Source organism: Pseudomonas sp. Emmai, assembly GCF_055179735.1.
On the sequence record NZ_CM143685.1, the window covers coordinates 70,882 to 92,123 of the forward strand.

Below are 21,242 nucleotides of genomic sequence, written 5' to 3' on the forward strand. Positions count from 1 at the left end.
GAGTGTCATCCGTTACGCCGAGAGACGCAGGCGTTGCAGCCAGGACGAGGTGGCGCCCATGGCGTCGCGTAGTTGAGCGGCGCTGACCGTACGATCAGCCGCGTTGAAGGTCAGCGCGTTGCGCAGGGCTGGCCAGCAGTGTTTCGGGAGGTTCTTGGGTGCGTGCAGTTCGCGCTCCAGACGTTCGTCGCGGGCCTGGGTCGAGGGCAAGCGGCGGAACGGGTGTTTGCCGCTCGCCAGTTCGTAGAGCACGCAGGCCACGCCATAGACGTCGGCGCTGGCGGTCAGCGGCTGGCCTTCGAGCAGTTCCGGGGCGGCGTAGCCGGGGGTCCAGGCGTTGAAGCGGCTGCGGCTCAGGTGCGGCAGGCCGGGCAAGATGCCCTCTTCGGCCTGGCCGAGGCCGAAGTCGAACAGGCGCACGCCCTCCTCGCTGAGCATCACGTTGCTCGGCTTCATGTCGCCGTGCAGCACGCCGCGAGCGTGGGCGTAGGCCAGCGCGTCGAGCAGCGGCAGCGCGATGTCGCGCAGTTCTTTCCACGGCAGGCCGGTGGGCCGCTCGCAGAGTAATTTGTCCAGGGTCAGCCCACGCATGAGTTCCATGGTGATGAAGGCGCGCTGGCAGTCGGTGTCGACTTCAAAGGTGTGCAAGCGCAGCACGTTGTCGTGGCGCAGGCGTCGGGTCAGGGCGAACTCGCTGTAGAGCAAGGCACTGGCGTCCGGCGATTCGGCAAATTCTTCGCTGAGGATTTTCAGCGCGATGTAAGGGTCGGGATCGCCGAACTGTTCGTTCAGCAAGTCCCGTGCGCGGTAAACCGCGCCCATGCCACCGGCACCGAGCAAGCGCTCGATGCGGTAACGCCCGCCCAGCACGTCGGGCAATTCGCCGACGCTGGCCCGTGTGGGCGCCAGTGCAGGTTCGGCCTGATGAGATTTGGCGAACGCAAAGTAGGTCAGGTTGTTGTCCTGCTCTTCGCTCACCAGCAGGTCGTCGATCGGTCGCATGAGTTCAGTCATTGGCGGATCACCACAGCAGTCAGGTTGTCCCGGGCCGCGCCACGCAGAGCGCTGTCGAACAGACGCTCCAGCGCAACGTGCGGCGCGGTCAGGCTCAGGGCGTTACCCAGGGCATCGCTGCTGAGCCCTTGGTACAAACCGTCGCTGCACAACAGGAACGTATCGCCGGGGTAAACCTCAAGTTCGAGCACGTCCAGCGTCAGCACATCGGCCGCCCCGACCGCACGGGTCAGGGCATGGGCCGAAGGATGGGCGCGGGCGTCTTCGACGCTCATGTTTTGTTCGTCGATCAGTTGCTGTTGCAGCGAATGGTCCTTGGACAGCTGATACAAACGCTGGCCACGCCACATATAGCAGCGGCTGTCGCCGGCCCAGATGCAGGCCGCGCGACTGCCTTCCACCAACAGCGCCACCACGGTGCTGCCCATGATGCTGTCGTGGCGCCCGGCGGTGACGGTCAACTCCTGGCCCAAGCGGCGGTTGATCCAGTGCAAGCACTGTCGAATGCCTTTGAGTCGTTCGTCGAAGTCGTCCTGCACCGGCAATTCCGCCAGGCTGGCGACGATCAACTGGCTGGCAATATCGCCAGCCTGATGACCGCCCATGCCGTCCGCGACCACCCACAGCCCCTGCTGCGGCGAGTCGAGGAAGGCATCTTCGTTGCGCGCCCGAACCTTACCCGGATCGGTACGCGCAGCGCTGCGCCAGAGACTGGCAACCGGCATCAGAGTTGCACCGGCATACGGAAGGTCCGCAGCACGCCCATGTCGAACGGGTTCGGCGTGCGTTGGCTCGACAGCAGGTAGTTGGCACGCAGGCCGCCCACGTCCGCTTTCAACACCAGCACGTCGCGACCGTTCAGGTACTCGGTCTGCATCAGGTCGAACAGACGGAACAGCGACCAAGGGCCAGTGTTTTTCTCGATACCGATCGGGCGGCCGGCCATTTTGTCGAGGACCAGGCTGGTGCGACCGTCTTCAGCATCGGTCGGCCATTTGAACGACACCGGCACGATCGGGCCGTGGCGGTATTCGATGGTCTTGTCGCCAAACTTGAACTCGGAACGGCTGACGGCCGGGTCGAGGGTGTACGGCTCCAGTTTGAATTGCACTTGCGGCTCGGCCGGGTTCTCGGCAAAGAAGCTCTGGCGAATGGTTTGCGCCGCCGCCATCTGGTCGAGGTAGACCTTGGAGATCGGCAGGCTGTGGCCATCGACGCTACGCATGCGGTAGTTGCCCGGATCGCCGCTGACGAATGGACGCATGTAGGTTTCGAAGAAGCGGTCGCTGATGCCTTGAGCCTTGAAGAACTCGCGGAAATCGCTGATCGCCACGTCGCTGGTGCTGTGGGCGCTGAACGGATAGCGCTTGTTGATCGCCTTGCCGTAGAAGCTGTACAGCTCGCTCTGGTAGCGCTGGTTCAGGTACTGGTAGGAATCGTTGAGCACCAGACGCCAGGTGTCTTCGGCCAACACGTTGAACCAGACACTGACCGGACGCGGCAAACGGTTGGACGCGTTGCGCAGGTTGCTCAGCGCATCACGCTGGCCGCCCATGCGGGTCTTGGCCATTTCGAACGCGGCTTGCTCCGGCGAACTGGCGCGGGCCAGGCTGGCGACTTGCAGTTGCAGGTCGTTGAGCGCTTGCAAGGCAGGCGTCAAATCAGCGGCCGGGCCGTTGTTGTCATCCAGCAGACGGTGCAGCGGTTCGAAGCGTCGTTGCAGGGATTTCTTCGCGGTGTCCGGCAGGTTTTTGGTCGCCGCCATGTCCGAGGCTTTGTCCGCGGCGGCCGCCGCCAGTTTGCCGACTTTGCCCAACTTGCCCTTCTGATCAGCCAATGCGCCAGCCGCATCCGCCGCTTGATCAACCGCCTCGGCTTCGGCCGGGAACCGGGTGTTCTCGCGCACTTCCACCAGCAGTTGCAGGACGGGGGAGTTGGCCGAGGTCAGGCCCGCCAGTTGCTCGGCGCCCTCGCTGAAATCATTGATCGGTGGCAGCGCAACCTGGCCCACCGCTTCACTCCAGAAGTTGGCGTAGTCGCGGAAGTACAGTTGCTCCAGTTCGACCATCAGGCGACGCAAGTCCATGCCGCTGATGCCCGAGCCTTCGCCCAGCACCCAGTTGTCGCGCAGGATATCGGTGACCAGCGCCGAGCCCTGGATCGAGAAGTACTGCTGATAACCCTGTTGGGTGTAGAAGCCCGGGATCACGTAGTCAGTGCCGACAAACAGCGCCGCTTGCGGGCCCATGTGTTGGCTCAGACGGTATTCCGGCAGGTTGCGGGCCTGCTCGCGCAGCATCCGGTAAACCACGTTGGCCAGGGACTCGCTGCGCAAGACCTGACGGGCCTGGGCCACCAGTTGATCGTTGAGCGGGTAGATAAACGGCTGCTGCAACAAGCGCTCGAAGTGCGTGTTCAAACCGTTCTGCACCGCGGTGTTGCCGGCGTAACGCGTGGACCAGTCGGTGGCGACCCAATCCTTGAGCCAGCCTGCATCGCGGCGATCCTTCATGTTCAGCATCAGGTACGCGCGCAGGCTGTTGAGCAAGCGCTCGCGGTCCTGCATGTTGGCGCGGATCTGCCCTTCGAGCAGGGTCGCGACCCGTGGCAACAGTTGAGCTTGAAGCTCACGCTCATAGGCAGCCTTGACCACCGGATTAGACTCTTCGCCCTGATACAGACCGCCGCGCTCGTGGTAACTCACATCACCCTTGTTCGGGAAGACCTGAGTCGCCGCGTAGCTGGTGTCGAGGGTCTTGAGCACGGCCATGGAGTCGTCACGCGCGGTCAGTGCCGAGCGCGATTGCGTCCAGTTTTGTGCCAGGTTGCGCAGGCTTTCCAGGCGCTCGTAGTTAGCCGAGAAACCACCGGCCCACAGGATGCCGAACAGCGCCAATGCCGCCAGCGCCCCCACGTACAAGGCACGCTGGCCCCAGTGGATGCGGCTGCGCTCGCGCTTGTCCAGGCCCGCCAGATCGGCTTCCGGGAAAATCACGCGGCTGAGCAAATGGTGGATGAAGCGCGAACGGCCACTGCGCAGGGTCGGCAGCACGCCGGCATTCAGCCCCAGATTGGCGCCGATGCCGGCGGTGGTCTGGTCCATTTCCTGGGTCAGGTGCGGTGCGCTGGTCAGGTAGAAACCACGCAACTGGCTGACACGCTGGTAGCGGTTGCCGGTAAACGCCATGTCGACGAACAGGCACAGGCGCTCGCCGATCTGCCCCAGTTGATGCGGGAAGTCGAGAATGCGGCCACGGCGCTGGGTGTCGCGCTCCTGGTGCATGCGCATGATCACTTGGCTGTTCAGACGACGCAGCAGCTCTTCGAACTCGGCGCGCAGCACGGCGACATCGGTGCCGCTCTGCTCTTTGCGGAAGCTGGTGCCGAGCACCTGATCGCTTTCTTCGCGGGTCAGTTGATCGAAGAACTCGTCGAAGCCGAGCAGGCGATCAGCCTTGCTCAATACGAGATAGATCGGCACGTCGACGTGCAGTTTCTGATGCACCTCTTGCAGACGGGCACGCACCTGGCGCGCCAGAGTGTCGAGGTCCTGCTCACTGCCGCCCAGCAGGGTTTCCACCGGAATGGTCACCAGCACGCCGTTCAACGGACGGTTGCGACGACGCTTGCGCAGCAGGTCGAGCAAGGTGTTCCAGGCGCTGCCATCGACCTCTTGATCCGGCTGGGTCAGGTAGCGGCCAGCGGTGTCGATCAGTACGCCGTGGTCGGCGAAGTACCAGTCGCAATGACGGGTGCCGAGGGTGTCGCGGGTCAGTTTGCGGTCGATCTTGTTGATCGGAAACTCAAGGCCCGAGAAGTCCAGCAGACTGGTCTTGCCGCTGCCCTGTGGACCGATCAGCAAGTACCAGGGCAAATCACTGCGCCAGCGCTCACTGCGACCGCGATACAGGCTCGAGGTCTTCAGGGTTTTCAGCGCGTCTTTGAAGCGCACCTTCAACTCTTTCTGCTCTTCGTCGATCAGCTCTTCACGGCGGATACGATCCTGGCCGTCTTCGGTGTCTTCGATGGCCTTTTTACGCACACCGGCGCGCCAGCTGACGAAGACCATGGTCAGGCCCCAGATCAGGAACAGCACACTGATGGTCAGCAAGCGGGAGGTCGAACCTTCCCAGAACTTGTAGTCATCCACCGCCAGCAGCGGCCCGACGAACCACACCAGCAGCGCGAGGAACAGCACCACCAGCAAGGTCCAGACCCAGGTCTTGCGCAAGAATGCGCCGACTTTCTTGAAAAACTTTTTCATCACACGTCCCTGTTTACGGCTGCGACTGCGGCGGGACCGCGGCCGGATCTAGCTGCTGATAAGGTTGCAGAACGGTTTCGCGTTGTTCGCCCAGTACCCAGGCAAAACCCGAATACATCACCACCAGGCAGACCACGGTGAACAGCACCACCATCCACGCCGGCACGATGCGCACCAGGCTGCGGCGTTGATCGTTCAGGCCTTCCCAATGGGGTGAAAGCTCACGTGGCACGTCGCCGCGCAGTTGACGGATCTGACGATACAAGGCGTCGCGGATGCCTTCGAGTTCGAGCATGCCGCGGGCTTGCACCCGGTACTTGCCTTCGAAGCCCAGGGACAGGCACAGGTACATCAGCTCCAGCATCGGCAAGTGCTTGACCGGGTTTTTCGACAGGCGATCCAGCAGCTGGAAGAACTTCTCGCCGCCGAAGGTTTCGTTGTGGAAGCTGCTGAGCAAGCTCATCTGCGACCACTCGCTTTCGTTGCCCCACGGCGTGGTCACGACGGCTTCGTCGACCACGGTACAGAGCACGTAACGGGCGGCCATCACCTGGCTGCTTTCGGCGCCGTTGTGCAGCGCGCGCACTTCAAACAGCTTCAGCGCGGAGGTCAGACGCTCGTTGAGCGCGTACATGTCTTCGCGGGTGTCGCTGTGCTTGAGGCGCACCACTTCCGACAACAAGTCAGACGCGGCGGCCACCAGCGAATTGAGGCTGATGTTGAACGCTTCGGCCGGACGCAAACGCGCGGCGTAGATCATGCGTTCTTCGAGCTGTTCGAAACGCGGTGGCGCGGCGAAGTCTGTCAGCGGACTCGAAGCAGGGCCGTGGCCCTGGCGGTCGAGCAGGACGGTTTTATCGTCCTGGTTGTATTCCGTGTCCTTGATCATGTCGGTCAGTTCCTGATGGCCCAGAATTTCAGTTCAAGCTCGGCGAATTCGCCGGACACGTGGAACGCGAAGCCGCCGGAGCGCTCGAGTTGCGCCAGGTCTTCGGAACTGAGTTCGAGGATGAAATAGGTTTTGTTGGAGTGGAACGCGATCTGCCGCGGGGCCACCGGCAACGGTTTGACCTTGATGCCTGGCAGATGCAGGTTGACCAGTTGGCGGATGCGCTCCACCGGGCCGACCTTGAGGTGCGCCGGCAAGCGGTGGCGCAGTTCTTCGGAATCGCAGTTGGCACTGGCCGCGAGCACGAACGAGGCCGAGCCCAACAGTTTGTGGTCGTGCAACGGCGAGACGATGATCCCGTACTGACGCGCTTGCAGCACCAGCTCGATGGCGTGCTGTTCGAGCACCATCGACAGCACCTGACGAATCGCTTCCATCAGTTTGCGGAAGCTCGCGCCCTGGTCGCTGTGCTGGTAACGGCTGTCCAGGCGCGGGCGTTTGCTGTCGCTGGAGAAGGTCGCCAGATCACCGAGCATGGTCAGCAGCGTGCGGTACAACTCTTCCGGGTGAACCTGTTCCAGGCCGAGGTAGTGGCGCAGCAGCAGTTCGGTGCGGTTGATCAGTTGCAGCATCATGAAGTCGCCGACTTCCGCGCCGCCGACCTTGCCGTTGGAACGGATCCGGTCGGCGATGGTGTCGCCCCGGTGGCCGAGCATGCTGATCACTTCTTTGAGGCACGACAGCAGGTAGCTGGAGGAATGCGCCTGGATGTAAGTCGGCACGAAGTCCGGGTCGAGGCTGATCACGCCGTCGGGCGTGGTGTCGAGCACTTCGCAGATCTTCAGCTTCACGTAAGCCTGGTCGCTCTGCTGCTCGCCGAGCAACAGTTTGAAGTCCGGGCGGGCGCAGCTGACCTGGCTGGCGGAGTCGTCGCCGGCGTTGGAGTCGGCGACTTCCGCTTCATACGCGGTGTAGCGCGCCAGCACGTCGGATTGCTCCGGGCGGCGGGCTTCGATGTGGTTGCCCGTGACCAGCGGCAGCGCCAGGTAAATCGGCGTGTTGCCGGTGTTCGGCGGTACGTCGAGCGCCAGCGGCTCGGTGTTGCCGCCCAGTTCGAACAGGCTGCCGTCCGGCAGGATCCCCGAGGCCTGGCTGATCACCAGTTTGCCCATGTTGAGGAACTGCAAGTCGATGTCCAGGTTCAGGAAGCCCCAGGTGTAACTGCCCAGCAACTGGGTGCGGGTCTTCATCTGGTGGTCGTAGTAACGATCGTTGTGCTGGAAGTGCTGCGGACGCAGCAGCATGCCTTCCTGCCAAATGACTTTATGGGAGTTCATGATCAGTCAACCGCCTTGGCGAGCGTTTCATTGGTGTTGCGGATGCCGGCCTGGTCGAGAGTCAGGTCAGCCTCGGTGAGTTCCACCGGGGTGACTTGCACCGTGTAGCGCCATTTGGTTTCTGGCAGGTCGCGGTAGGCCGCGAGGACGCCCACGTAGCGGCTGCCCTCCTCCACGCTAAGCTTGAGGTCCACGGATTCGCCCGGACGCAGTTCCAGCTCTTCGGTGGCGACCAGGTCCGGGGCCAGGGATTCCTTGGCGCGTTCGTACAGGCTGAAGAAGTCAGCGTTCTCGAAGGTCACCGGGTGCTTGAGCTCAAACAGGCGCACCACGATCGGCGACGGGCGCCCATTGAGGTCCGGGTTCAGTTGATCGCTGGCGGTCAGCTTCAGGTTGAGCTTGGTCACGGTGGAATACGGCGACAGCGACGAGCAGCCGGCCAGCAGCACCAGGGCCGTCAGCGCCGTCAGCGTCTTGAAAAAAGCGGTCGAGCAGCGAGACATGCGCATCATCCTTGGTGGTCGGTGTGTAGGGTGGAAATCAGGCGGATCTGTTCTTCGTAAGCCTGGGCAAAGTCCCGGGCCAGCAAGCGTTCGCTCCAGTCATCGTCCTGGCGCAGGGCCTGGTGATAACGGCCGTAGGCTCTCCAGCGACTGCCGGAAGTGGCCAGGATCGGCTTGTTGTCGCGCTCGAAACGCAAGGTCAACTGCTCGGGCGAGAAGTGTTCCAGGGTGCCGCGAACCGCCGCACGGCTGGCGGTCAGCAACGCCACTTGGTGCGCCTGCAAATCGCGGAACGAACGGGAGATCGCCTGCTCGGCCGGCATCTGCCCCGGTTTGTTCGGCTGTAGCAGAATCTCCAGCGCTTCACCCGGATCCACGGCAAATTTCAGCGGATTTTTCTGGTTGCCCTGAACCAGGGTCTGGGCCAGGCGCAGTTCGTTCTTCAACTCGCTACGGGTGCGCAGGCTCTGTTGCAAGCCGCCGACGCTTTGGCGCAGCAGACGCGCAGCGTGCAGCGCCAGGGCTTCGCGGGCGTCGTGGTCGAGGCCTTTGAGGTCCACGCCCAGGGCGGCACCGAAGTGTTCCCAGAAACCGTCGCTCTGACGCTCGACAGCTTTCGGCGGCGGGGCTGGCGCCGGTTCGACCGGGGCGTCGATCAGCTCCGGCACCATCAGGCTTTCCATGTCGATACGCGCGTAATCGGCGCGTTGACGGGTGTCCTCGGGCGCGTTGCGCGGGGAGATCAGTTCGTCGATTTCCGAGTACACGCGCTCCTGCTGGTCGAGGGCGTTCATCGGGTCGAGGTCGAGGAACGCATCGTCAGGAATGATGCTGCCCGCGGCCTGTGGACGGCCGACTTCGACGTCGAACGTCGCCGGGTCGCGCACCAGGCGCGCGCGGATTTCAAAGTCACCCAGCACGTAGGTGCTGCCGTGTTCGATACGCACCGCTTCGCCCTTGCGCAGGCGCGCGCCGCTCTGCCCGTCCTGAACACCGTTGCTGCTGGTGTCGGTCAGGAAGAAAGTGCCTTCGCGGTAGCTGATGTCCACATGGTGGTTGGACAGGTGACGCTTGCGGTCCGGGATGATCCAGTCGCAATCCTCGCCCCGGCCAATCACGCCACCGGCCTGCTTGAAGGTCTTCTGGCACAAATCCGTGGGCACGAACTGCTTGGTGTTCAGCATTTCGAAAACCAGTTCCATGATGATGCTCCTTGCGGTCACTTGCCGCGATTGACCGCCTGCGGATCACCCAATGGGCGATAGGTGTTGTCGTTGAATTTGTAATTGCCGCTGCAGCCGCCGAGGCCGCATAGAACGACGAGGGTCAGCAGGACGGCTTGCCAGTGACGAACAGACATCAGAGGGACTCCAGAGGTAGACAAAGTACAAAGCGCCGACCCTTACGGGTGGCGCTGTCAGAAGCGAATAAGGTGAAGCCAAGGGCTCTGGCACGAGGCCTCTGTGGCGAGGGAGCTTGCTCCCGCTCGACTGCGCAGCCGTCGTAAAACAGCAGACGCGGTTTGGCTGACGCCCGGCGGCGCAGGGTTTTGGGGCTGCTGCGCAGCCCAGCGGGAGCAAGCTCCCTCGCCACAGGGAATTCGCAAGCCACAGGTGGCGTTCCAATCCGAGTCCAGACGTTGAGATCAGCCATCGAAATCACCCAAATTGATATTCAAGCGCCCAAGGCGATACAGCAGCGTGCGGCGTGGCAGCCCGAGTTCTCGGGCGGCGAGGGTCTGGTTGCCGTCGTTCTTGCGCAGGCAATCGAGCAGCAGGCTGCGTTCGACCTGCTCCAGGCGTTCGCGCAGGTTCAAGCCGCTGTTGTCTTCGGGCATGGCTTCCATGCGCAGGGAGAAATGCTCGGCCAGCAACTCGCCGCCCTCGCACAGCAGCACCGCGCGTTCGACCAGGCCTTTGAGTTCGCGCACGTTGCCGGGGAAGGCGTAACCGGACAGGTGATCCAGCGCCGCCTCGGACCAACGCACCGCATCGCGCTGCAAGAATGCACAGGCCTTTTCGGCGAAGTGCCGGGCCAGGTCGAGGATGTCGCCTTCGCGCTGACGCAGGGCCGGCAACTCGATCGGGAATTGCGCGAGGCGGTAGTACAAGTCCTCGCGGAATTTGCCTTCGCTGACCAGCACCGCCAGATCCCGGTGGGTCGCGGCGATGATGCGCACGTCGATCTTGTGCGTGTCGTTGGAACCCAGCGGCCGGATCTCGCCTTCCTGCAACACACGCAACAGCTTGGCTTGCAGGGACAACGGCATGTCGCCGATTTCATCCAGCAGCAAGGTCCCGCCGTTGGCCGCGTCGAACAGCCCGGCGCGGTCGCGATCAGCGCCGGTGAAGGCGCCTTTGCGGTAGCCGAACAGCTCGCTTTCCAGCAGGTTCTCGGGGAACGCCGCGCAGTTCTGCACGATGAACGCCTGGGAACGGCGCGGCCCGCAATCGTGAATCGCCCGCGCGACCACTTCCTTGCCGGTGCCGGTTTCGCCGCGCAGCAGCACGGTGTACGGGCTGTGCAGGACTTTGCTGATCAGCGAATAGGTCTGGCGCATGGCCGCACTTTTGCCGATCAAGCCATAACCGCTGACACTCGGAGCACCGCGATTGACCGGCGCGGCGGCATTGGCAGGCTGACGCAGGCGTTGCAGCAGATGCAATTGGCCGAGCACGAACGACCCCAGTTGCCCAAGGGAATCGGCAAAGCCTTGCAGGGCGATGTGCCGGGGGCTGGCGCACAGCAGCAAGCCTTCGACAGCCTTCTGCTGATTGACCAGCGGCACGCACAACAGCGATTGCCACGGCGTGGCCTGCAGCGGCAGAAAACTGGTTTCGTGCAGGCTGCCGCTCAACTCGCTGAGGCACACCACGCGGTTCTGGCACAGGGCGAATTGCAGCAGTTGCTCACCGGTGTAATCCGCCGGCATGCTCGCCGCGCCTTGCAGTTGCAGGGTGCCATTGAGGCACTCGGCGTTCATGCCCAGGCAAGTGTGGGTCGCGTCCAACAGGTACAACTGGGTCAACTCGCAACCGCTGAGTTCGGCCAAACCGCGCACGAAGTCACCCAGCAGCGCAGCACCGTTCGCTGCCCGCGACAGGCTGGCGAACTGCGCCAGCAAGGCTTCGGCATAGACCAGTGGTTGCGGCACTTGAGTGAACATCACACCCACCTCAGGCAAACTCGCAAATCACGCTGGCGTTGCCGTCGAGCGTTGCGTGAACGCGCTTGAGGCTCTCACCGGTGGCCATCGCATCGAGCAAACGGTCGGCTACCAGCGGCAGCACGTGCAGGTCCAGCAGATGGTCGATCAGACGCGCGCCGCTGTCGCTTTGGGTGCAGCGTTCGGACAGGTGATCGACGAGGTTCTGGCACCAGGTGAATTCCAGCTGACGACGGTTCAAACGCTCGCCCAGACGACCGAGTTTGATCTCGATCAGCTCGCGCAGCACCGGGCCGCCCACCGGGAAGTAAGGGATCACGCGCATCCGTGCCAGCAGTGCCGGTTTGAAGTGTTTGCTCAGCACCGGGCGAATGGTTTCTTCGAGCACTTCGGCCGATGGCCGCTCGCCGTTTTCGCAGAGGTCGGCGATCAGGTCGCTGCCCAGGTTCGAGGTCATCAGGATCAACGTATTGCGGAAGTCGATCTCGCGCCCTTCGCCGTCGTTGGCCACGCCTTTGTCGAAGATTTGGTAGAACAGGTTGAGCACGTCCGGGTCGGCTTTTTCGACTTCATCGAGCAACACCACGGAGTACGGTTTCTGCCGCACGGCTTCGGTGAGCATGCCGCCCTCGCCGTAGCCGACGTAGCCTGGCGGTGCACCGATCAGGCGCGACACGGTGTGCTTCTCCTGGAACTCGGACATGTTGATGGTGGTGATAAAACGATCACCGCCGTACAGCAAATCGGCGAGGGCCAGCGCGGTTTCGGTCTTGCCGACGCCGCTCGGGCCGACCAGCAGGAACACGCCCACCGGTGCATCGGGTTTGTTCAGGCCGGCGGCAGTGGCGCGCATCGAGCGATCCAGCGCGTGGACGGCTTGTTCCTGACCACGGATGCGCACGCGCAGGTCGGTGGCGAAGCTTGCAACCTTGGCGTTGTGCTCGCGGGCCAGTTGCGCCAAGGGCACGCCGGTCCAGGCGCTGATCACTTCAGCCACCAGACGCGGGCAGACTTCGAAGCTCACCAGCCGCTCTTTGACTTGCAGTGCTGTCAGGGTTTTGTGGGTGTCGTTAAGCGCGGCTTCCAGGGACGCGACGCTTTGCGTTTCATCCACCGGCACTTCGAGGGTTTCGATCACGGTGCCTTCGGCGTCTTCTTCAACCGTGACGGTGGGCTCAACGGCGACCGCGACCCGGGCCTTGGCCAGTTGCTGACGCAGATCCAGCAGGCGCTCGGCGAGTTCTTTCTGTTCAGTCCACAGGGCTTCCAGCGCGACGCTTTCGTCCTCGGCTTCTTCCAGGCGAGCTTCCAGAGCCTCCAGCGCTTCGTGGTCGATCAGCAGACCGGCTTCGGCATCCCGGCGCAGGGCCTGACGCTGGCGACCACCTTCAGCCAGTTCGCCACGCAGGCGCTCCAGGCTTTCCGGGGCGGCGGCGAGGCTGATGCGGACGCGGGCGCAAGCGGTGTCGAGCACGTCCACAGCCTTGTCCGGCAGTTGACGACCGGCGAGGTAACGGGCGGACAGTTCGGCCGCTGCAACCACCGCGTCATCACGCAGGTAGATGCCGTGGCTTTTCTCGTAGACCTGAGCCAGGCCACGCAGGATGGTCACCGCTTCGCTGACGGTCGGTTCGTGCAGTTGCACCGGTTGGAAACGACGGGCCAGGGCCGGGTCTTTCTCGAAGTACTTCTTGTACTCCGCCCACGTGGTGGCGGCGATGGTGCGCAACTCGCCACGGGCCAGGGCTGGCTTGAGCAGGTTGGCCGCGTCGGAACCACCGGCATTGCCGCCCGCGCCGATCAGGGTGTGGGCTTCGTCGATGAAGATGATGATCGGTTTTGGCGAGGCTTTGACTTCGTCGATCACGCCTTTGAGGCGCCGCTCGAATTCACCTTTGACGCTGGCACCGGCCTGCAACAGGCCCATGTCCAGGGACAGCAGCTCAACGCCTTTCAACACTTGCGGCACTTCACCGGCCGCAATGCGCGAGGCCAGGCCTTCGACGATCGCGGTTTTACCGACGCCGGCTTCACCGACCACGATCGGGTTGTTTTTGCGGCGACGGGCGAGGATGTCGATCATCTGGCGGATCGCGCCATCGCGGCACAGCACCGGGTCGAGTTTGCCGTCGCGGGCCTGTTGGGTCAGGTTGTGGGTGAAGCGCTCCAGCAGGGATTCCCCCGGCACGGCGGATTTGCCAGTGGCCGGTTGTTCTTTCTGGGACAGGGCGAATTCTTTCAGGCGGTCGATGTTCAGTTTGGCCAGCAATGCCTGGTAGCGGCTGCCGGCGTAGCGCATCGGATTGCGCAGCAGCGCGAGGATCAACGCCGCTTGCTCGACCTGGGTCTGGCCCAGTTCAAGGTTGGCCACCAGCAAGGCGTCTTGCAGCCATTGCACCAGTTCCGGGGCGAACACCGGGTTGCGCGAGGCGCTGTGCTCGACCCGCGATTGCAGGGCGGCGCTCAGTTCTCCGGCATCCACTTCGGCATCTTGCAGCGCGCGTGCGAGCAGGCCATTGGGACGCTCCAGCAAGCCCAGCAGCAGGTCTTCGACGAGGATCTTGCTGCCGCCACGGGCGACGCAGCGTTCGGCCGAGCTTTCCAGGTCACGGCGGGTTTCGGCGTCCAGCGCCTGAATCAGTTGTTGCAGGTCTACGTTGCTCATTTAGTCATCTGTCCTTAATGAATTTTGCTGCCGAGGGTCACCACGCCGTCCGCTTTTTCGCGGCCGAGCCAACTGGTCCACCCCAGGCGACAGGCGTTCTGCTCACCGATGCGCAGTTCGCGGATTTCTTCCTGGCGCAGCACCAGGCGAATGTCGTAATCGAGCGGGTCACGCAGGGTGAACCGCACCAGCGCGCACAACGGCTGGTAGCCGAAACCGATGGGCAGGAATTCGTGAAAACGCAGCCAGTCGAGTTCGCGGATGTGAATGCGGAACTTGCCACTGCGGTCGCGCACGTGCTCGCCGAGGACCAGGTCTTCGCCGAGCATGCTGTTGGCGCGGCCCAAACGATTGCGCTGCTCGTCGAGGATTTCCACGCGGCGCTCGATGCACTGCTCGATGGTCAGTTCGGCGTGTTTGAAGTAGTACCGCAGCACCGCTTCGATCAACGCCGCCGAGTGCGCGCGCAAGCTGAGCAGGCCGAGGTACGGCAGCAGGCGTTTCCAGTTCAGTTCCTTGGCCTTGCGGATCTCTTCGCCGCCCAGACCGATCAACGCAAACAACTGCGCGGAGAACGGGTCAAGCGCCCCGCTCTCGAAGCTCGCGCGGTAGCGGTACTTGCGCCAGATCGGCAGCATCAGCCGTTGCAGGCGATGGTGGAACAGGTCGAGGAAGTTGCGTGTCGGGTTGCCGTCTTCGCTGTCGCCCAGGGCTTGTTCGCCGTAGAACGCCGGCAGCGGCGAACCCGAGCCGACCAGGCCGATCAGGTTGAAACGCATACGCGCGCGCAGGTGCCCGTGCTCGGTGAAAAACTCCACGCGATCAACGTCACTGCCAGGGAAACCCAGGCTCGGGTTGGCCTGGAATTCCAGCTGGTCGTACAAGTCGTCCTGGCTCAGGTGCGGGTGGGCCTCGCGCAGCCGGTCCACCACCAGCAGCACGGCCTGAAACAGCGAGTACTCGCGTATTCCTCGGGTCAGCCCGCTTAAAGCAGCGGCTGAAGGCCCATACGTGGTGTCCATTGGTACACCTCTCCCTGTGTGCTTTTTACGCGCAACTCGTGGTACGAATTGAGACTGGCGTAAAGCGCGAAAAACTCGTTAAGAACCGAAGCGAAAACGAACAGGTCGCCTTCGCCGATATACCCTTCCGGGTCGATGGTCAGCTCGGTGCGCAACCCGCGTACCGGCAACCCTCGGTGCAATCTGTCCACGTGCTGGTGCTTGATCGACTTGAGCCCGCCCAGCAGGCGTTTGCTGACTTTTTCGGCGTGTTGGTCGTAGTAGCGCGGCAGGTCGTAGGTTTCGAGAATCACCTTCAGCGCGTTGACGTCGGCCAGCGACAGGTAGTTAAGCGACATGTTGCTGATCAGCTTCCACAGGAAGTCACGGTTCAGCGGCGGCGCGTAACTGGGCGTGGCCGGGGTGATGTTGCGGAAACTCAGGAACTCCGGCGTCTCTTCGCAGGCCTGGCTGATGTCGCCGAGCTTGAGCTTGCGCGGCAGGTTCTGGTTGGTGCACATCAGCTCGATCGACAGGGTTTCGTGGGCTTCGGTGTGGCGGATGCCGAAGCTCAGGTAGGTGTCGAGGCCGTTGTGCAACGAGGACGAACGCTGGCGGATGCTGTAGTGCGGACGGCTGTTGGGCACGTCGAAACTCGGGTCGTGCTCGAAGGATTCGAACGGCACGTATTCCTGATAACCGAGGCCGCCCGGCTTCCAGCCCGTGACCGTTTCGACGGAGAACACGCCGCAGTTTTCCAGGTCGTATTCCGCCGGCAGCAGCAGGTATTCGTCCTGTTTGCCATCGAGGCGGATCGGCAACGCATCGTGCTTGAACAGGTTGACGATGGGCGTGCAGTAGAGCTTCACGTTGTCCAGGGTCGGGCGCAGGCGCTGGATGCCGCTCTTGCGAATGTCGAAGCGCAATTCGAGGCCGCGCACTTGCTTGAGGGTGTCTTCCGGCAGCGCCTTGAGCAGGTCGAGGCCGTTGATGTCGACGAACAGGAATTTGTCCTGGAAGGCGAAATACTCTTGCAGGTAGCGGTAGCCGCGGAAGGTGTTCAGCGGATACGGGATCAGCGCTTCTTCTTCGGCAAACCCCACCGGCTGCACGCGGTCGCCCGGCATCTTGAACGCCATCGGCGTGCCGTTGACGCCATTGATGGGTTTGCCGGCGCCGTCGAGCGGGATCAGCTCGATGCCTTCGAGGTTGCGCAGCAGGCTCAAGTAGAGCATCTGGCTGATGTAGCGCTCGCCGGCAAAGTGCAGGCGCAAGCGGCTCAGTTCCAGCTCTCCGAGGTGGCCGTCGGCGCTCATCTCCAGCCGCAGGCTCAACAGCGAACCGTCGCCCTTCACCGAGTAATTCAGCGCGGCCAGATCCAGCGGCAGGACTTCGGTCGGGTAGCAGGTGCGGAAGCGGCAGCGCACGTCGTCAATCGGTACGCTTTCCACCGGTGTGTCGCGCTCGACCATCAACGCCGGCCCGGAACGCTTCAGCGGGTCGAACTGCAAGATGCTGAACGCCGGCAGCGGCCGCATGTAGTTGGGCCACAGCAGGTGCATCAGCGAATGGCTGAGTTCCGGCAACTCGTCATCGAGCTTCTGGCGCAGGCGTCCGGTCAGGAAAGCGAAGCCCTCGAGCAACCGCTCCACGTCCGGATCCCGCCCGGCCTGACCCAGGAAAGGCGCCAACGCCGGGCTACGCTCGGCGAATCGACGACCCAACTGGCGAAGTGCGGTGAGTTCGCTTTGGTAGTAGTGGTTAAAGGACACGGGTTACCTGCCTGGTAAGAAATCTCATGAATAAAACGTCCTGTAGAGCGCAACCGTGAGCCCGGAGATGACGTAGCCGACGCCCAGCAGATAGGGCAAAAACGCCACCCACATCACCATCATTCCGAGCCCGGACAGTTGCCCGAAAAGCAAAAGACCCAGCCCGCTGATCACCCAGGGCGCCGCGTAAAAAGGGATGAACATCAGCGGCGCGCACCAGATTTTCTTCACGATCTGTTGTTCGGTTGTCCTGCTCAGCTTTCGCGTTGCCCACGCGGCAAAAACGATATAGGCCAGGGACCCGAACCAGAGGACGTGGATCGTCAGGAACTGCTCCCAGTTGAATGCCGTCGGGTTCCACACCGTCGATTCGAGATAAATCAGAACCTCGAACGCGATGATCGGCACCCAGAGGGCGGCGCCCAGGAACAGGCGTCGGTTCAGACTGATCACGGGCGAACACCTGCGCTCGGGGTTTGTCCGGTGCGGCGATTCCACAACCTCTGGGCCCAACGCAATTCGATGACTTGCGTCGTCAGAATCGCCATGAACGTGACAGAACCCTGGGCCACGCCGTAGAACAACGCCCGCAGCGGATTCTCGGGCATCATCCAGAGCAGGATGAAACCCACCATCACGCTCAGTAACAGCAGCTTGGCCAACAGGTTCGGAATCAACGCGACGATCAAATTGACGGTCACAAAGATATAAAAGAGTGCGTGGCTGGCCCCGCCAATCGCGACGCCCCGGGTGGTGAACCCACCGTTGAATGCTTTATAGGCATGCACGACCGCGTCATTCAGGATCGCGTAAGCCAGACAGCCAAGGCTGTGGATCAATACGCTGATTAGAATTCGGCTCGGGGTGTTCATGCCGGGCTCACTGAGGAGTAGCAACTGCCGGCGACTTCGATCGCGACCAGTGAAATCAGGACCATGAACGTCAGCGCGCGATGCAGCCGCGACTGGCGCAGGCGTCGGCTGATCGCCGTGACCACCAACAGCAGGCTCAGTATCGCGAGGCCGCCGAACAGATCACTGTCGGCCACGTACATCAGGTAACCACGCATCTCGTCCGATACGTTGATCATGGGCAAAAGACTCCATCCTTGAGTGTCCAGATACGGCGACTGCCATCGCGTTCGCGTTTGATGCCAGGCAGGGCGTTGCGTAGGTCGTCCGCGCTGAAGAGGCGCGTTTTTTCAGTTCCTTTGACGGTCAGCAAGAAGTTGTCATCAACCTGTATACCGCCGTCTTCGTCGTAAGACAGGTAACTGGCCACGGCGTACTGCTTGCCCGGTGCAAGGACGCGCGGCTCCATCAGCGGCAACCAGTTGCTGGCATTTTTCGATTCAATCTGCAGCGGCACGCCGCAGGTATTCAACAGGTCAATTTCGTAGATGTACGTCAGTTGCGTCGTGCAGCCGACCAACGACAGATATCCCGCTGCCAACACAGACGCCACGAAGGAGCGAAGGCTCATCGACGAGTCCCTCCTTTGTTCGGTGTCATGGGCAGGTACGAGTCGACATACAGGAACTCGCCATCAGCACTGTTGACCCGCGCCATCGTCAGCGGCTTGCCGTCAGGGGTCTGGAACCGGATCCAGCCCTCGCTATTGAGGTCTCCGGTTTCATACCGCACCTGCACAAAGTAATCCGGCGGATTGGACCGGGTGATCTCGATGAAAAAGCCGCCATCCTGCGCCCCGCGCCAGACCGCATCCGGGTAACCCGGCAGCACGGGCGCTGAAGGATTGGAGGGGCGCAGCGAGATGAACAGCGTGACCAGCGCGATGATCGTCAACACACCGATGGCGCTCAGCACATGATTGAGCCATTTCCACACCTGCATCGAACGCGTCATGGTGTGCACCAGGTGTGCACATCGCGCTTGTCGAAGCCTGCGCACTGATTGCGCTTGGCGATTGAGCGATAAGGCGCGTCGGGGGTGTAGGCGAAGTAGTAATAGCGCTGCGCGTCTTCGCCGTAGAGCCAGTAGTTGCTCGAGCCCTGGTTGATTTCGTAGGGCTCGAAGGTCCAGATCGACGACTCGCGCGGAATGAAATTCGCCCGGTCCATCAGCAACATGAAGGCGTTGGAAAACACAGGCGTCGCCCAGGCCAGGATCGCTGTCACGACCGCGACGGCCACAGCGAGCCCTTTGGCCAGAGGATGTTTGACGGGCGCACGAGGCGCGGGGGATCGGGCCACTCCCTGTGCTGCGCGCCAGCGGGTAAAAGCGGCATTGAGGGCGCGGGTGACCAGAATGGCGCAAAGGGTCAAACCACCCGCCAGGGTGCAATACGCCATGGCCCGTACGGGATAGCGCGGCAGCAGGTAAACCAGGATCGAGACCATCATGAAAATCGCCACGCCAAACTGGGCGGCCAGGCGCGGGATGAAGACCAAAACAAGATTCAGGAAAACGAAAAAGTAATAAACCAGGTACATGCCCATGCCGATGGCGACGCCACGGGAAGTCAGCCCGCCGACCAGGGTTTTATAGATCGGCACGGCGAAGCCATTCATCACGATATAGAGCACGCAGGCCATCCCATGGACGACCAACCCGATCACTCGTTGGCTATTCATGTTCAAACGCTGCCACGCAATGCTTCGCCACGATCAATCACCCAAGATCCCTCTTCCCTTTCATCCTGTAAAAAAAACATCAGCACCGCGTCTGTTCAGCCTTGGCCCGGTCGGCACTGAGCACCTTGCATTGCTGGAGGTAAATAACGCCCTCCCCAGTGAACACGACCACATCATTCGCCGTGAGCGGCTCGCCGTTTTTCTCACCAAACTTGAGCCAACCTTCGTCCCATAACGAGCCGTCGTCGTTGCGAACCTGAACGAAGTAATAAGGCGGTTCGGAGCGGGTGACTTCGATGTACTGCCCACCATCGGCACCGCCACGCCATTTCGCGTTGGGGTGCTCACTCAACACCCGAGGCTCAGCCTTTGAAAAATCCATCCGGGAAACGACCAACACACTGGCGATGCAGGCCAGGAGCCCTACCACCATGAGGAAGCGTTTTACCCAGATCACTGCGATGCCTCCAACGTCATCAGACCTCAGAGTGAGTCAAGTAATAAAGTCCCAGCAGGTACATTGCCGGAATCGCCATAACGCACAAAAAATTAAAAAATTTATAAGACTTTTTTACCCTGATACGAGGGACCAGACCCGCAACTCCAACTACAAAACAAAAAATCGCCAACAACCCGAAATAATTGTTATCTACCATTCCAGAGAAGTAGCCTTCCATGTTCACTCCTTATTAAAGCCGATAAAATTCCAGCGATAAAACTCGAAGGCCTTTAAAAAATCTTCCCGTGTGGCTCCCTTATTCAAATTATGATAAGTCCAGCCAGATACGTCTTTGGTGAAATAACCTTTCTGAACAGGAAGGCCCACATATCCACCACTTTGGGGATCAGCCATATCTTTCCCTGTTAGTTTTACCCCCCAAGTAAACGGCCACACAATGGCGGCATCGGTATTTCCTTGGCGTATATCTATCCGGTCACTGGTCACGGAAACGGCCATTTGAATATGATGGGCGGTTGTCATCATCGGCCGGTCAAGCGCCTGAGCAAGAATGTCGCCGGGCTTCAAATCTTCGACTGTAGCTACTGCCGTGGTGTTTTCTACGGTGTTTTGCATCTCACGTGCGCCGTAGGTCAGCATGACCATTTCGGCGAAACCGTACATATTCGAGGCATATCGATCATGTGCAGCCGCGCTATAGTTCTCCATGTTTTTATAAGCTCTGACACCGGTCTTAAGTTTTACCGGCAGCCCGCGCTTACTGGAAAACTCTACCAAGACGCGTATTGCAAAATCCTCGCAGGTAAACTTGTAGTCGCTTACCTCCCCGTCTTTATTCCAATACTTCTCATTAATTAGTCTTTCTGCAATCATCGGCGCCTCATCGTGATAGGCCGCGATATCAGCGTCTGACCATAACTTCGTAGTTGGCCAAAAAACCTTCAAGACTACTTCTTTCCCAACCGGATCGGCTTTTGGAGTTAGAGCCACCGAGGAGACATACAACATCGAGAGAACTTCCGCAGTCATAGCAGAACCCCGTCGATGGCTGGATGAAAATCAAAGCTCTCGCCTTCCTTGCCTCCAACCATTTGAGTTCTTCCCATGGCATCTGTTTGTCCCGAGACAATTTCTCCCTTGGCATTTTTAATGTGATACGGAATCCCCTGTAATGGATTGCCGTCCTGGTCTTTCATCACAACATGCTGGCAATGAGAGAAAAGCATCAGTGGAATCGGCGCCACAAACGGCACCGCCGAATGCGAATTCCCAATAATCACCGTCCCGGAACCCGCCGTAACTTTGTTGCCATGCGTCCCCACAGAATCAACCGTGGCCGCCGCTTTCCCATTAATCAAAACCGTCGTCGCCAACCCATCCGACATCGCACCACCACACGCCGAGGCATCGCCTTGGCGGGCGGCCGCGAGGCCGTCGAAGAAGACGTCGCCGGAACCGGCGGCGATCGGGTTGGTGCCGTGGCCGGAGACCGGGCAAGCGGTGGGGTCGGCAAGGCGTGCTGCGGGTTTGCCGGACATACGGGTCTCCTTAGTCGACCTTGACTTGACCGTTGCCATT

The 21,242-nt window shown here is 61.4% G+C and carries 22 protein-coding genes; all 22 read right to left on the minus strand.

The window, feature by feature from the left end; genetic code table 11:
* Positions 1 to 12: 12 nt before the first annotated feature.
* Positions 13 to 1,014, minus strand: a complete 1,002-nt coding sequence (locus tag ACY4LX_RS00345) for a serine/threonine-protein kinase (protein ID WP_463258881.1) — start codon at positions 1,012 to 1,014, stop codon at positions 13 to 15.
* Positions 1,011 to 1,739 carry a PP2C family protein-serine/threonine phosphatase gene (locus ACY4LX_RS00350; RefSeq protein WP_463258882.1) on the minus strand — a complete coding sequence of 243 codons (729 nt, stop codon included), beginning with the start codon at positions 1,737 to 1,739 and terminating at the stop codon, positions 1,011 to 1,013. The genes ACY4LX_RS00345 and ACY4LX_RS00350 overlap by 4 nt, the downstream gene beginning before the upstream one ends.
* Positions 1,739 to 5,278 carry a type VI secretion system membrane subunit TssM gene (gene tssM / locus ACY4LX_RS00355; RefSeq protein ID WP_463258883.1) on the minus strand — a complete coding sequence of 1,180 codons (3,540 nt, stop codon included), beginning with the start codon at positions 5,276 to 5,278 and terminating at the stop codon, positions 1,739 to 1,741. Before tssM ends, ACY4LX_RS00350 begins: the two co-directional genes overlap by 1 nt.
* Before the next feature lie 13 nt (positions 5,279 to 5,291).
* Positions 5,292 to 6,167, minus strand: a complete 876-nt coding sequence (gene icmH / locus ACY4LX_RS00360; RefSeq protein ID WP_463258884.1) for a type IVB secretion system protein IcmH/DotU — start codon at positions 6,165 to 6,167, stop codon at positions 5,292 to 5,294.
* A 5-nt stretch (positions 6,168 to 6,172) separates the two neighbouring features.
* Positions 6,173 to 7,504, minus strand: coding sequence for a type VI secretion system baseplate subunit TssK (gene tssK, locus ACY4LX_RS00365; RefSeq protein WP_133835362.1), 1,332 nt, complete (start codon positions 7,502 to 7,504; stop codon positions 6,173 to 6,175).
* 2 nt (positions 7,505 to 7,506) lie between these two features.
* Positions 7,507 to 8,007 (minus strand): type VI secretion system lipoprotein TssJ, encoded by a 501-nt coding sequence (gene tssJ, locus ACY4LX_RS00370; RefSeq protein WP_149659456.1) that lies wholly within the window; start codon positions 8,005 to 8,007, stop codon positions 7,507 to 7,509.
* A 5-nt stretch (positions 8,008 to 8,012) separates the two neighbouring features.
* The gene (gene tagH, locus ACY4LX_RS00375) at positions 8,013 to 9,209 is read right to left on the minus strand and encodes a type VI secretion system-associated FHA domain protein TagH (protein ID WP_133835360.1); all 1,197 of its coding nucleotides are present in this window, start codon (positions 9,207 to 9,209) and stop codon (positions 8,013 to 8,015) included.
* A 17-nt stretch (positions 9,210 to 9,226) separates the two neighbouring features.
* Positions 9,227 to 9,367 carry a hypothetical protein gene (locus tag ACY4LX_RS00380; protein ID WP_008030659.1) on the minus strand — a complete coding sequence of 47 codons (141 nt, stop codon included), beginning with the start codon at positions 9,365 to 9,367 and terminating at the stop codon, positions 9,227 to 9,229.
* Positions 9,368 to 9,652: 285 nt separating this feature from the next.
* Positions 9,653 to 11,173, minus strand: a complete 1,521-nt coding sequence (locus ACY4LX_RS00385) for a sigma-54 interaction domain-containing protein (protein ID WP_463258885.1) — start codon at positions 11,171 to 11,173, stop codon at positions 9,653 to 9,655.
* A gap of 10 nt (positions 11,174 to 11,183) precedes the next feature.
* Positions 11,184 to 13,838 (minus strand): type VI secretion system ATPase TssH, encoded by a 2,655-nt coding sequence (tssH, locus tag ACY4LX_RS00390; protein ID WP_149659453.1) that lies wholly within the window; start codon positions 13,836 to 13,838, stop codon positions 11,184 to 11,186.
* A gap of 14 nt (positions 13,839 to 13,852) precedes the next feature.
* Positions 13,853 to 14,860, minus strand: coding sequence for a type VI secretion system baseplate subunit TssG (tssG, locus tag ACY4LX_RS00395; RefSeq protein ID WP_149659452.1), 1,008 nt, complete (start codon positions 14,858 to 14,860; stop codon positions 13,853 to 13,855).
* Positions 14,824 to 16,611, minus strand: a complete 1,788-nt coding sequence (gene tssF, locus ACY4LX_RS00400; protein WP_123515708.1) for a type VI secretion system baseplate subunit TssF — start codon at positions 16,609 to 16,611, stop codon at positions 14,824 to 14,826. Before tssF ends, tssG begins: the two co-directional genes overlap by 37 nt.
* Before the next feature lie 24 nt (positions 16,612 to 16,635).
* A complete protein-coding gene (locus ACY4LX_RS00405; protein WP_256672289.1) occupies positions 16,636 to 17,064 on the minus strand; it encodes a hypothetical protein in 429 nt (142 codons plus the stop codon).
* The gene (locus ACY4LX_RS00410) at positions 17,061 to 17,483 is read right to left on the minus strand and encodes a hypothetical protein (RefSeq protein WP_149659451.1); all 423 of its coding nucleotides are present in this window, start codon (positions 17,481 to 17,483) and stop codon (positions 17,061 to 17,063) included. Before ACY4LX_RS00410 ends, ACY4LX_RS00405 begins: the two co-directional genes overlap by 4 nt.
* A complete protein-coding gene (locus ACY4LX_RS00415) occupies positions 17,480 to 17,701 on the minus strand; it encodes a hypothetical protein (RefSeq protein ID WP_149659450.1) in 222 nt (73 codons plus the stop codon). The genes ACY4LX_RS00410 and ACY4LX_RS00415 overlap by 4 nt, the downstream gene beginning before the upstream one ends.
* Positions 17,698 to 18,093 (minus strand): hypothetical protein, encoded by a 396-nt coding sequence (locus ACY4LX_RS00420; protein WP_463258886.1) that lies wholly within the window; start codon positions 18,091 to 18,093, stop codon positions 17,698 to 17,700. Before ACY4LX_RS00420 ends, ACY4LX_RS00415 begins: the two co-directional genes overlap by 4 nt.
* On the minus strand, positions 18,090 to 18,476 hold the full coding sequence (locus tag ACY4LX_RS00425; protein ID WP_463258887.1) for a hypothetical protein: 387 nt from the start codon (positions 18,474 to 18,476) through the stop codon (positions 18,090 to 18,092). Before ACY4LX_RS00425 ends, ACY4LX_RS00420 begins: the two co-directional genes overlap by 4 nt.
* Positions 18,473 to 18,763 carry a hypothetical protein gene (locus ACY4LX_RS00430; RefSeq protein WP_463260665.1) on the minus strand — a complete coding sequence of 97 codons (291 nt, stop codon included), beginning with the start codon at positions 18,761 to 18,763 and terminating at the stop codon, positions 18,473 to 18,475. The genes ACY4LX_RS00425 and ACY4LX_RS00430 overlap by 4 nt, the downstream gene beginning before the upstream one ends.
* A gap of 520 nt (positions 18,764 to 19,283) precedes the next feature.
* On the minus strand, positions 19,284 to 19,661 hold the full coding sequence (locus ACY4LX_RS00435) for a hypothetical protein (RefSeq protein WP_463258888.1): 378 nt from the start codon (positions 19,659 to 19,661) through the stop codon (positions 19,284 to 19,286).
* Positions 19,662 to 19,680: 19 nt separating this feature from the next.
* Positions 19,681 to 19,881, minus strand: coding sequence for a hypothetical protein (locus tag ACY4LX_RS00440; RefSeq protein ID WP_149659444.1), 201 nt, complete (start codon positions 19,879 to 19,881; stop codon positions 19,681 to 19,683).
* 2 nt (positions 19,882 to 19,883) lie between these two features.
* Positions 19,884 to 20,693 (minus strand): hypothetical protein, encoded by an 810-nt coding sequence (locus ACY4LX_RS00445; protein WP_463258889.1) that lies wholly within the window; start codon positions 20,691 to 20,693, stop codon positions 19,884 to 19,886.
* Positions 20,690 to 21,202, minus strand: a complete 513-nt coding sequence (locus ACY4LX_RS00450; RefSeq protein ID WP_463258890.1) for a PAAR domain-containing protein — start codon at positions 21,200 to 21,202, stop codon at positions 20,690 to 20,692. The genes ACY4LX_RS00445 and ACY4LX_RS00450 overlap by 4 nt, the downstream gene beginning before the upstream one ends.
* Between the last annotated feature and the right edge of the window lie 40 nt (positions 21,203 to 21,242).